The organism is Tardiphaga sp. 813_E8_N1_3 (genome assembly GCF_051811025.1).
GTDB lineage: Bacteria > Pseudomonadota > Alphaproteobacteria > Rhizobiales > Xanthobacteraceae > Tardiphaga.
This window is the reverse complement of sequence record NZ_JBPWQE010000001.1, coordinates 315145-327081: the sequence shown is the minus strand read 5'-3', so window position 1 is coordinate 327081 and position 11937 is coordinate 315145. Positions and strand designations below refer to the sequence as shown.

Annotated in this window: 11 protein-coding genes; 6 read left to right on the top strand and 5 right to left on the bottom strand. The window is 62.9% G+C overall.

Going from position 1 to position 11937, the window contains the following annotated elements; translation table 11 throughout:
- Positions 1-6: 6 nt before the first annotated feature.
- The gene (locus tag AB8A33_RS01530) at positions 7-969 is read left to right on the top strand and encodes a DUF1775 domain-containing protein (protein ID WP_439091150.1); all 963 of its coding nucleotides are present in this window, start codon (positions 7-9) and stop codon (positions 967-969) included.
- 492 nt (positions 970-1461) lie between these two features.
- Here AB8A33_RS01530 and AB8A33_RS01525 read toward each other — a convergent pair whose 3' ends face one another.
- Complete coding sequence (locus AB8A33_RS01525) at positions 1462-2433, bottom strand: S1C family serine protease (protein WP_439091149.1); 972 nt, start codon at positions 2431-2433, stop codon at positions 1462-1464.
- A 101-nt stretch (positions 2434-2534) separates the two neighbouring features.
- Complete coding sequence (locus tag AB8A33_RS01520; protein WP_439091148.1) at positions 2535-3611, bottom strand: phospholipase; 1077 nt, start codon at positions 3609-3611, stop codon at positions 2535-2537.
- 217 nt (positions 3612-3828) lie between these two features.
- Between AB8A33_RS01520 and AB8A33_RS01515 the strand changes: the two genes are divergently transcribed.
- Genes AB8A33_RS01515 through AB8A33_RS01500 form a run of 4 tightly spaced genes read left to right on the top strand, consistent with a single transcriptional unit; the run spans position 3829 to position 7388 of the window.
- Entirely contained in the window at positions 3829-4524 is a 696-nt protein-coding gene (locus AB8A33_RS01515; protein ID WP_439091147.1) for a GntR family transcriptional regulator, read from the top strand.
- Positions 4521-5420, top strand: a complete 900-nt coding sequence (locus AB8A33_RS01510; RefSeq protein ID WP_439091146.1) for a fumarylacetoacetate hydrolase family protein — start codon at positions 4521-4523, stop codon at positions 5418-5420. Before AB8A33_RS01515 ends, AB8A33_RS01510 begins: the two co-directional genes overlap by 4 nt.
- A gap of 35 nt (positions 5421-5455) precedes the next feature.
- Positions 5456-6352, top strand: a complete 897-nt coding sequence (locus AB8A33_RS01505; RefSeq protein WP_439091145.1) for a polysaccharide deacetylase family protein — start codon at positions 5456-5458, stop codon at positions 6350-6352.
- Between the two features lie 58 nt (positions 6353-6410).
- Positions 6411-7388 (top strand): Bug family tripartite tricarboxylate transporter substrate binding protein, encoded by a 978-nt coding sequence (locus AB8A33_RS01500; RefSeq protein WP_439091144.1) that lies wholly within the window; start codon positions 6411-6413, stop codon positions 7386-7388.
- Between the two features lie 27 nt (positions 7389-7415).
- Here AB8A33_RS01500 and AB8A33_RS01495 read toward each other — a convergent pair whose 3' ends face one another.
- Positions 7416-7973 (bottom strand): HNH endonuclease, encoded by a 558-nt coding sequence (locus tag AB8A33_RS01495; protein WP_439091143.1) that lies wholly within the window; start codon positions 7971-7973, stop codon positions 7416-7418.
- A gap of 221 nt (positions 7974-8194) precedes the next feature.
- Between AB8A33_RS01495 and AB8A33_RS01490 the strand changes: the two genes are divergently transcribed.
- Positions 8195-9949, top strand: coding sequence for a chloride channel protein (locus tag AB8A33_RS01490; protein WP_439091142.1), 1755 nt, complete (start codon positions 8195-8197; stop codon positions 9947-9949).
- A 10-nt stretch (positions 9950-9959) separates the two neighbouring features.
- Here AB8A33_RS01490 and AB8A33_RS01485 read toward each other — a convergent pair whose 3' ends face one another.
- Both AB8A33_RS01485 and AB8A33_RS01480 read right to left on the bottom strand, forming a co-directional pair.
- Positions 9960-11054 carry a DUF2855 family protein gene (locus AB8A33_RS01485; protein ID WP_439091141.1) on the bottom strand — a complete coding sequence of 365 codons (1095 nt, stop codon included), beginning with the start codon at positions 11052-11054 and terminating at the stop codon, positions 9960-9962.
- Positions 11055-11170: 116 nt separating this feature from the next.
- Positions 11171-11827: a DNA-3-methyladenine glycosylase family protein gene (locus AB8A33_RS01480; protein WP_439091140.1), complete on the bottom strand. Its 657-nt coding sequence runs from the start codon at positions 11825-11827 to the stop codon at positions 11171-11173.
- Positions 11828-11937 lie beyond the last annotated feature (110 nt).

Below are 11937 nucleotides of genomic sequence, written 5' to 3'. Positions count from 1 at the left end.
CGTTCCATGACCAACCGCTCCATGCTGTTGCTTCTCGCTGCGCTGGGCGCAGTGACATCGCCTGCTTATGCCCATGTCTTCGTGCAGAGCGGCCCGGCCACGGTCGGCGGCTCCTATCGCGCGGTGCTCGCCGTACCGCATGGCTGCGGCGCCTCGCCCACGACAAAGATCACCGTGCAGATTCCGGAAGGCATGATCGCGGTCAAGCCGATGGCGAAGCCGGGCTGGACCATCGCAGTAAAGAAAGGCGCCTATGCGCAAACCTACGATTTCATGCACGGCATGAAGGCGTCGGAAGGCGTCAAGGAAATCACCTGGACCGGCAAACTCGACAACGACCTCTATGACGAGTTCGTATTCTCGGCCTACCTGCCTGCCGCATTGAAGGCCGATGCACCGCTGTATCTGCCAACACTGCAGAGCTGCGAGCAGGGCTCGGAAGACTGGGCGCAGATCCCGGCTGCGGGGCAGGATCCGCACAGCCTGAAATCACCGGCGCCGGCCGTGCGCCTTGCCGCGGCATCACCACATGATGCAATGGCGCAGATGGCCGGCATGGTCCATGCGGGCGACTTGATGATCATGACGCCCTGGACGCGCGCCACACCGCCCGGCGCCAAAGTGGCCGGCGGCTATCTCACCATCACCAACAGCGGCAAGACCAGCGACAAGCTGCTCGGCGGGACATTCACCGGCGGCAGCCGCATCGAGGTGCATGAGATGAGCGTGACCGATGGCGTGATGAAAATGCGCCCGCTCAATGAGGGGCTCGAGATCAAGCCCGGCGCCACCGTGAAGCTCGAGCCCGGCGGCTATCATCTGATGCTGATGGATCTCGCCAAGCCGTTCGCCAAGGGCGACAAGGTGAAGGTGCAGCTACAGTTCGAGAAGGCCGGCAAGGTGGACATCGAACTCGACGTCAACGCCGTTGGCGCCTCGGCACCGGCCGGCGGCGGACACGCGCACTGATCGCGTCGAGATGCTGCGCACCGCACATGTTGCGGTGCGCCTGATGTCTAGGACGAGACCGCGATTGGGTCGGGTGCACCTATCTGGATTGTCTTGACTGCACCGCAATGGGCGCAGCCGAACAGCCTGGTCTCGAAACCCTGGGATCGTTCGATCCCCTGCAAGGACGTGCGCGTCTTGCACTGGTCGCATTTCAAGTGGCTGGTGCGGATATTGTCATTGCCGAACGGCATGGCACGATGAGGCATGTCAGAACTCTTGACGACAAACAGTCCGCCCCGTTGCGAACTGTCAAATGGTGCACGTGACAATGACATTGACCTGCAATTGATGTGAATCAGGCCAGCACGAATCAGAAGTCGCTTCGCTCATAATATTTAGCTAATTCTGATAGCTTGCAATTCTGAATGTCTCAATTTTTTGTCAGTGCTCCCTCACGCAACGGTCTGGCATGCAATCCACCATCGTTGCAGGCCGCGGCTCTACCTGGCGTTAATGCAGCCGGGGAGCTTTCAACATTTTGGAGCGGTCCGTGGATACCAGTTCGACATCGAATGTATCGCCACCGCGATAGAGCGTCAGTGGCACATCGACACCGGCCGGACCTAGCGCCCAGAGCGCGCGATAGAACTCGACGGAATCGGATACCTCCTCGCCGTTGACGGCAAGAATCACGTCGCCGGTCTTGAGCTCGGCCCGGGCCGCGGGCCCCTTCTTGGCGATCCCGACCACGACGACCTTGTCCTCGACCTCGGCGGCATACAGCCCGAGCCACGGCCGCGGCGGCTTGTTGGCACGACCATAGGTCTTGAGATCGTCGAGGACCGGCTTCAGCAGGTCGATCGGCACGACCATGTTGAGATGCTCGTTCTTCCCGCCATGCTCGCGCTCGATCTGCAGCGAGCCGATGCCGATCAGTTCACCCTTGGCGTTGATCAGGGCGGCACCGCCCCAGTTCGGATGCGCCGGATGCGTGAAAATCGCGTCGTCGAGCAGGTATTCCCAATAGCCGGCAAATTCCTGTGTCGCGGCGATCTTGCCGGCCACGGACCGCGTGCGTCCGCCGACGCCGCCGACCACCACGCGATCGCCGATCTTCGCGCTCGCCGACTCGCCGAGCGGCAGCGGCGCGATGTCGATTTCGCCGAGCGCCTGTACGAGTCCGAAGCCGCTTTCCTGATCGACGCCCAGCGCCGTGCCCTGCACCACGCGGCCGTCGCCAAGATGCACCCAGATCGTTTCGGCTTCGGTGATGAGATAGCCGATGGTGAGGATGAGACCGTCACCGATCAGCACGCCATTGCCGGCGCGCTCGGTGCCGAGCGTTTCTGCCGTGAAAGCATCTTCCGGGATGATGCAATGCAGCCCAACCACCGCGTCCAGCGCCTGTTCGAGGTCGAAGCCGTAATCCTCAGCACGCGGCTGCACGCCAGGGGGCACTTTCCATTCGGTCAGTGAAGGCATGCAAAATCTCCTTTGTCCGGAATGGCCAGTCCCCGCCATATAAGAACCGATCGCGGACGCGGAAGTCCAGCCTGTGAACTTAGCGGCCCTGCGGCGTTTGGTTACGCACCGTGACGTTGTGCGAGCCACGCCAGCAGCACCGCATTGACCTCGCGCGGATAGCAGTGGCTGAGATCGTCGATCTCGCGATAGGTGACATCGGCGCCGGCGATCGTGAGCGCCTGCTGCGCCTCGCGCGCGGTCTGCACCGGAAACATCCAGTCGAGACGGCCATGGACGAGATGGATGGGAAGTCCGCGCAGGCGATCTGCATCGGCGAACTGCGCCATCAGCGGATGGAAGGTCGAGGCCACCGGAGCCAGATGGGTGAAGGGCGACTCGGCGCGGAGGCCGCTGACATAACAGAAGGTGCCGCCATCGCTCATGCCGGTCAGCAGCAATTGCGCGGGATCGATGTGCCAGCGCGACTGCACCAGTTCGAGAATGCGCGAAAGATTCGGCGTATCGGCATCGTCGCCCATCAGCGCCCAGGTGCTGCCGATCGCCGTCGGCGCGATCACGATCGCACCGGAGCTGCGGGCATCGGCGAGCCAGCTCCACAAGAAAGCCCGGCCGTTGCCGCTGCCGCCATGCAGCGCCATCACCAGCGGCCAGGCACGATCCGGCGTGTAGGTTTCCGGCACATACATCGAGAAACCGCCGCGACGTCCGGGCTCGCCGTCATGAATGACGCCCGTATTCTCTGCCGAAGGCGAGGCCAGTCGTTCGAGCAGTGCCGTGTTCTCGCGCATGTCAGGCGGAAGAAAGAACGTACTCACAGGCGGCAGCCGCGCCACCGTGGCATAAAGCGCCTCCTGCGCGCGCGTGGCGTGACGTAGCGCACGAAACACCATCGGCAGATCGCCCCCAGGCTGCTGGGCCGCGCGCAGGCCGGTAAAGGCTGTCAGCGCCGCGTCGCTCGCCGCATCGAGATGAGCCCGCAGATCACTAAAATCATCCGGCCATGCGTTGAGCTCTGCGCGTACCGCCTTGAGCGCCTGATCGGGCTCGCCCACCGCTTCCATGACGGCACCGAAAGTCGGCGGATGCAGATTGCGCGCAACGAATTGCAGCGCCTCAAGCGACTGCAGCAGCGGCGGCAACAGCACCACGATATCGTCGACGACAATGTCGCTCATCGGAAACTCCGGGCAAATCGTTTGGCCCTATCAACCCAGGACCGAGCGAGAGGCCAAAGACCATACTGATACGACGGCAAAGCGGCCATCTCCGCGCCCTGCGAGATCTGTCAGCCCTAGCTACTGATCATCCAAATCGCCCACATCCGACAAAATCGCCGCAACGCAACATTGAAATACCGTGGACTTTCCGATTTTGTATACATATACAAAATCCATGAGCATCAGCCCGATCGCCGCCCGGCCCTATCTGAGAGACGAAGTCTATACGGCCTTGAAAGTTCGGCTGGGGGTGCGCGCGGCCGGCCTCACGGCCCCCTTGCGACTTCGAGAAGAAGAGCTTGCGGCAGAACTCGGGGTCAGCCGGACTCCCGTACGCGAAGCCATGCGCAGGCTCGAACAGGAAGGGCTGATCACGTTTCGTCCGCGCCGCGGCGCGCGGCTGATGCCGACATCGCTGCCGGAATATCTCGAATGGCTGTCGATCCGGGAAATGCTGGAAGGTCTGGCAGCGCGTGAAGTGGCCCTCAACGGTGCGAACGATGTCGCGCTCCGCCTGCGGGCCGTGTTCGCCGGTTTCGATGAAGCCGGCGCGCTGGCACGCCCCGCCGAATATGCCGCTGCCAACACGGCCTTTCATGCGCTGATGATCAAAGAGAGCGGCAACGCCCTGCTCGGCAAGACATGGGACTCATTCGGCCATCTGAAAATGGCGGGACTGCGGTTCATCGAGCGTCTCAATCGCGGCTCGCAATCGTTTCATGAGCACCACGACATCATCGACGCGATCGCACAGCGCGATCCCGACCGCGCAGAAACACTCGCGCGACGGCATGTCCGTCTGCTGCGCGACCAGGCAGCGGCGTCGTTGAAAGAATTCGACCTCCACGAACAGAATGAGACCACAACATGATCTTCCTGACTTTTGCAGCCGCAGACGGATCGCATCTCGGCCTCTTGATCGATGACAATGTTCTCGATCTGACGAAGGCGTGGCCCGCCGCAGGCCAGGCCTCCGCGCCACGCCATGTCGGCGATCTCGCCGAAGCCGGCGAAGCGGGGCTCGCTATCGTGCGTGATCTCGCATCCACCGCGAATGCCGCGAACCTTGCTGCGCTGGCCTCGCTGACGCTGATGGCACCGATCCCGCGGCCGAAGAAGAACGTTTTCTGCGTCGGCCGCAATTACAAGGACCATATCGACGAAGGGATGCGCGCGCAGGGCAAGGCACCCGCCCCGCTGCCAAGCGTGCCGGAATTCTTCACCAAACCGCCGACCGCCGTGATCGCTTCAGGTGAAACGATTCCGCAGCATGCCAATGTCACCGAACAACTCGATTACGAAGTCGAGCTCGCCGTCATCATCGGCAAGCCGGGCAGCAACATTTCCGCGCAGAACGCCTTCGATCATGTGTTCGGCTATTCGATCATCAACGATATCACCGGTCGCGACGTGCAACGCCGTTACGGCCAGTGGTTCAAAGGCAAGGGCCTCGATCGCTCCTGCCCGTTCGGGCCGGTTGTGGTCCATGCGTCCGCGCTGCCGAATGTTGCCGACCTTCGGATCTTCAGCACGGTCAATGGCGAGGTACGCCAGGACAGCCGCACCAGCCGCATGATCTTCGATATCCCAGCCATCATCGAACATCTGACGCGCGGTCTCACGCTGGAGCCCGGAGATGTGATCGCCACCGGAACTCCGTCCGGGGTCGGCTATGCGATGACGCCGCCGCGCTTCCTGCTCAAGGGGGATCGCGTCACAGCCGAGATCGAGGGCATCGGCATCCTGTCCAACAGCATCGTGGCCTGACACGGCAACGCACTCGCCAAAACAAGGAAAACAACATGAGTGACTCCCGGACATTCCGTGTTCAGCGTGCGACGTCGGACTTTCGCTGGCCGAATGACGCGCGCATCGGCATCGTCTTCAACCTGGCCTACGAAGCCTGGTCGCCTGGCAAGGCACCGGGTATCGGGCCGATGGGCAACGTGTTGCAGCCCGGCTTTTTCGATACCAACGCACATTCCTGGGCAAGCTACGGCGCCGTGCGCGGCATCCAGCGCCTCACGCGCATCGCCGCCGCAAACAATGTGAAGACCAGCATCATGGTCAACGGCGTGCTGGCCGAGACCCACCCGACCGTGCTGAAGGAGCTTCATGCCGCTGGTCACGAGATCGTGGCGCATTCCTATGGCATGGATGTCATCCCGGTCTATTTCGACGAGGCCGGTGAGCGCGCCAATATCCGCCGCACCGGTGACCTCATCGCCGCCGTCACCGGCGAACGTCCGAAGGGATGGATCAGCCCGCGTGGCACCGGAAGCCCGATTTCGCCAAAGCTGCTCGCTGAGGAAGGCTATGTCTGGTTCGGCGACTGCAATGACGACGACCTGCCCTCGATTATCACGCAGAAAGATGCGCCGGACCAACGCATCGTCGGCATTCCGCTGACGATGGACGTTAACGATCTGCCGCACAGCATCCGCTACGGCAATGCGCCGGCAACGCTGATCGACCAGTTCCGCGCCATCCTCGACAATGCAAGCCAGGCCGACGCGGCACCGTTCATGCTTGATGTCACCGCGCACACCCATGTGTTCGGTCGGCCGGCAGGCGCATGGGTTTACGACGCCATGATCAAGCTGGCCCGCAAGCGCGACGATGTCTGGATCGGCACGCGTATGGAGATTGCCGAATACGCGCTGGCGCAGGGCCGGTGGTTCAAGGACGAGGTGTTCTGAACCACACCCGTTGAGGGGGCGCTAAAGCCTCCCGAAAAGAATATCGAGGAGGAATATCATGACGCACTTCTTCAAGCGCGCATCCAGCGCGGTCGTCATCACCGCAGCGCTGCTGACGGCGATCAGTCCCGCCGTCGCCCAGCAGCCCTATCCGGCGCAGCCGGTGCGCCTGCTCGTCGCTTTCGCGCCCGGCGGCCCCGCCGATATCATCGCCCGCATTGTCGGACAGAAACTGAACGACCAGTGGCGCGAACCCGTCGTGATCGAGAATCGCGGTGGTGCCGGCGGCAATATTGCGGCTGCCGCTGCTGCAAGAGCCGAACCCAATGGCTATACCGTGCTGGTGACAACAAGCGCATTCGCCGTCAATCCGAGCCTGTCGGCTAAGGCCGGCTATTCGCCGGATGAGTTCAAGACCGTGGTGGTCGCGGCGACCACGCCCAATCTGATCGTCGGCGCACCGAATCTCACAGCATCGACCCTGCGCGAGGTAATTGCCTCTGCCGCCAAGGAAAACTTCACCTATGGCACCGCCGGTGTCGGCACCACGCCGCATCTGTCGGCCGAGAAAATATTCAAGCTCAACGCCAAGGCCAACATCGTGCATGCGCCATTCACGGGTGCAGGTCCCGCGCTAAATGCGGTGATGGGCGGTCACACGCCTCTGGCCAGTGTCGCCTTGCCCGCGGCGATGGAGCTGGTGAAGGGCAAACAGGTGAAGGCGCTGGCCGTGACAAGCCGCGAGCGTATGCCATCGCTTCCGGATGTCCCGACCGCGCGCGAGCTCGGACTGAGTGACGACGAGGATGCAACCTGGGTGGCATTCCTGGTGCCGGCCAAGACGCCGCAGGCAGTCATCGACAAGCTCAACGCCGACGTGAACAAGACGCTCGCAGATGCAGGTGTTCGCGAACAATTCGACCGCATCGGCTTCGCGGCCGTTGGCGGTTCGGTGACCGACTCCCAGAACTATGTGCGTGGAGAGATCGCCAAATGGGGCGATATCATCCGCAAGCTCGAGCTGAAGCAGGAATAGCGATCTTGGCGTAGCGCCCAACGACGCCTACGGATCCAGTTCCGTATCCCAGTAGAGATAGTCCAGCCAGCTGCCGTGCAGATAGTTCGGCGGAAACAGCCGGCCGTTGCGATGGAGCTGGTGCACCGTCGGCGCGAAGGCCGTCTGGCGCGGGAACATGCGCGCCTGCTGCGTGGTCATGTTGCCCTTGCGCAAATTGCAGGGCGAGCAGGCCGCAACAACGTTCTCCCAGGTGGTCTGCCCGCCCTTGGAGCGCGGAACGATGTGATCGAAGGTCAGATCGTCATGCGAGCCGCAATACTGGCAGGAGAAGCGGTCGCGCAGGAAAACGTTGAACCGGGTGAAGGCGGGATGCGTCGTCGGCTTCACGAACGACTTCAGCGACACCACGCTGGGCAGCTGGAATTCGAACGAAGGACTCCGCACCGCGTGATCGTAGTGCTCTACGATATTCACACGGTCGAGAAACACTGCCTTGATCGCGTCTTGCCACGACCACAGCGACAGTGGGTAGTAACTCAGCGGCCGGAAGTCCGCATTGAGGACCAGAACCGGCCAACCGCCTTGCGAGACATGTGCGTTCAAGTAACGCTCCTGACCCCCACATATGGCTGCGAAGCAACCTGTCTCCACATACTACAGGCAGCGTGACAGGGTTGTGAAGGGCATAGGGCAGACCTTATCCCCTCACAAAAGCGCCGGGTTGGGTCGCTTTTCTGGGAACTGCGGGTGGTCTGTCGCAGCGCCTGCCGCTAAACCCCGTGGCGCGCGCCCGGTTCGCGGCCGCGAATACCGGACGCTGCCCGATGGTCCCTTCCTCCCGCTATCTCGAGGCCCCGCAACGGCTGCGCGCCTTCGTCCGCGCGCATGAAACCAGCCTTGCGATTCTGGCAGCGCTGATCGGCGTGATCGGGGGTCTCGTTGTGGCCGCCATGAGCGCTGCGGTCAGCGTCCTTCACGCCGTGTTGTTCAATCTGGAATGGGGCCAGCGGCTCTCCAGCCAGTTCTGGATCGATCCGGTGCGCGCGCTTCTGGTTCCCACCTTTGGCGGGCTGCTGCTGGGGGTCGCCTTCCTGCTTCTGTTGCGCTGGCGACCGGCCCGCGAGGTCGACCCCATCGAGGCCAACGCGCTCCATGGGGGGCGGATGTCGTTCCGCGGCAGCATCATCGTCGCGCTGCAAACCGTGTGGTCGAGCGGCGTCGGCGCCTCGGTCGGTCTCGAGGCCGGCTACACCCAGCTCGCCAGCGGGCTCGGTGCCTCCATCGGGCGCGCCTTCCATCTGCGGCGCGGCGACCAGCGCGTGATGGTCGGCTGCGGTGCGGCGGCCGCGATCGCCGGCGCATTCGGCGCGCCGCTGGCCGGTGCATTTTATGCCTTCGAACTCGTCATCGGCGGCTACACATCGGCGAGCCTGATGCCGGTCGGCATCGCCGCAGTGATTGGCTATTTCGTGGCCCATGCCTTCGATCCGCTGTCGCTTGGCGTCGTTGCCGGCCGATTCGGCGACGTGCTCGGCCGCGATCTCGCAGTGGCGGCCCTGCTCGGCGTCTTCGCCGCGACCTATGGCATCGGCATCATGCGTGTCGTCGCCTGGACCGAAGCGCTGCTCACCAAAATCAAATTGTGGCCGCCGCTGCGTCCAGCGCTGGGCGGGCTGCTGGTCGGCCTGATGGCGCTGCTGACGCCGCAAGTCATGGCATCCGGACACGGCGCGCTGCATTTCGGCGGCATGACGGCCTATCCGGTCGCATTGGTTGCCTTTGTGATGGCGCTGAAAACGCTCGCCTCGATCGTCTCGCTCGGCACCGGTTTTCGTGGCGGTCTGTTTTTTGCCACGCTGTTTCTCGGCGCACTCGGCGGCCATCTGTTCGCGGTCGGCTTCAATGCGATCGGCGCCGGCTTCACCATCGATCCCGCCGTCTACACCATCATCGGCATGAGCGCGCTGTCGGCCTCGGTGATCGGCGGGCCGCTCACCATGTCGTTCATCGCGCTCGAATCCACCGGCAATCTCTGGCTCACCACCGCGGTGCTGGTGGCCGTCATCATCTCCACCCAGATGACGCGCGAACTGTTCGGCTACTCCTTCGCCACATGGCGCCTGCATCTGCGCGGCGAGACCATCCGCAGCGCCGCTGACGTGGGCTGGATCCGCGATCTCACTGTCAAGCGACTGCTCCGCCCGGACGTGCCGACTGTCGACTCCACCATGCCGCTCGACGAATTCCGCGAGAAGTTCCCGCTCGGCTCGAAGACCCAGGTCGTCGCCGTCGATCCCGAAGGCCGCTATGTCGGCCTCGCCATCGTCGCTGAAGCGCATTCGCCTGATGTGGCAGCGTTCCGGCTCGACAGCCTGCTGCATTGTCGCGACGTCGTCCTGCATCCCGACATGAACATCCGCGACGCCATGGTGGTATTCGAGGGCGCCGAAGCGGAATCGCTGGCCGTGGTCGAGCCAGAAAGCCACCGCGTGCTCGGCACGCTCTCGGAAGCCCATGCGACACGGCGCTATGCCGAAGAGTCCGAGCAGCGCCGCCGCGAAGCGATCGGCGAGATGTAACGGTCTGTCGTCAGCCGTCCGTGAGCGACAGTATGTGCCCCTGATCAGGGGGCACCTGCCCCGCCAGCGTATCGCGATAGATTGCCTCGACAGCCACAACGCCACGGCTCTCGACGATCGCGAGCGATTGTTCCAGCAATGGTATGAAGCCGGACCACGCCGCGTTGAACCGGGTATCGATGCCGCCCGGTCCCCATTCTTTGGCGCGCTTGCGGATCTGGTCCGGCGCGAAGAACCATGAGGGCTTGGCGCCGGGAAGCTCCTCATCCACCGCTGCATCCTGATGGGTAAGCCCGACACGCCCGCTATAGACGAGCTTGTCGTTGAAATGCCGATGTAGCCGGCCGCGCAGGTCGGCATTCCCGGCCATATCGACGAAGGCCACCGGCTGATCGGCGGGCAGCGTATCGATATGATCGTAGAGCACGACATCGTCGTAGCAGCCGAGCGACCGCACGAAATCGGCATTCCCTACCGAGGTGAGACCGATTACGCGGATCGGTTTGCGCTTGCCGTGCAGCAGATGCGCCAGACCGAAAGCGGTCTTGCTAGAGGCACTGGAGAGAATGACAGTGCGCGCATCGAAGAATTCCTGCTCGGCGAGAAAATCATCGACCAGAAACGAGAGCATGAAGAGCGGCCGCAGCAGCGCCTGATAGTCGCCGTTGCGCCCGGCAAAGGCTGGATCGCCGGTCACCCGCGCATAGGCATTGTAGACTGGCGCCACGCCCTGCCGGTGCGCCGCGCCATCACGCAGGCCGCGCTTGCTGACATCCGCGGCCTCGATCACCAGGTGCGAGGCCATCGGGAAATAGCCGAACAGCCGCTCGCCTTCGGCGATCTGCGGATGCATCGACGCAATCACTCTGCCTAAACCCCAGACCGGAATATTGCCGAAGCCTTCCGGCGCCTTGAACAACTGCCAGTATTTCATCTGGTCACCCAGCATCGCATAGGTGATGTTGTTTGCGGTGAAGGCGAAGCGTTCGACCTCGACCAGCAGGCAATCATCGGACAGTTCGTCCAGTCGTGGCAGCGACATCTGCACCAGCGCCGTGCCTTGAAAATCATTCTTCGCGATATTGAATTGCGTGCAATTACTCATGTTCGACCTCCGCAGCGTTTTGCTGCTGCGATCATTCCCACCGCCAATGTCTGTTTTGCGACAGCGGAGTTGTTTAAAACAACGTCCGTTTCAAACGCTGTTTAAGACAGACCGTCCTACGTCGTCACCTTGCCGATCACGCCTTCACGCTTCTTGATGGCGTGATAGTAAGCCCACCACAGATGCGCCGCCGCACCGCGCAGCGGACGCCATGGTTCTGCCAGCGGCGCCATCTGCTTCACGGTCGGACGCTCGTTGAGACCGAGCCCGACCTTGATGGATTCCTGAATGGCGACATCGCCCGCGGGCCAAGCGTCGCCATGGCCGAGACAAAACAGCAGATAGACGTCGGCCGTCCACGGGCCGATGCCGTGCAATGCGACCAAGGTGTTATGCGCAGCGTCGGCGTCTTCCTCGGCGAGCACGTCGAGATTCAGCCGCTCCTCGGCGAGTTCACGCGCCAGCGCTTTCAACGTCTTGATCTTCGCCGCCGACAGGCCAAGCCGGCCCAGACGATCGGTGCGCGCCTTGCGGATGGCATGATGATCGAATGGCGAGAAGGCGCCGGAGACGCGGCCCCAGATCGCCGAAGCCGATGCCACCGAGACCTGCTGCCCGCAGACGATCTGCGCAAGCCCTTCGAAGCCCGGGGCACGCTGGCGCAGCGCCGGCATCCCGGCCATGGCCAGGATCGGCTTCAGGCGCGGGTCCAGCTTCACCAGCTTCATCACGGCGTCGTCGAGCACGGATTGATCGGTGAGATGAACGGTCATGATTCCCAAGGATCATCATGCCGCGACCGCAAGATCAATGCCGCTGATGAATGCGCTGCGGCAATGGTGCACCACCCGGCCGGGAACCAAAGCCTTGGAAGACACGTTAT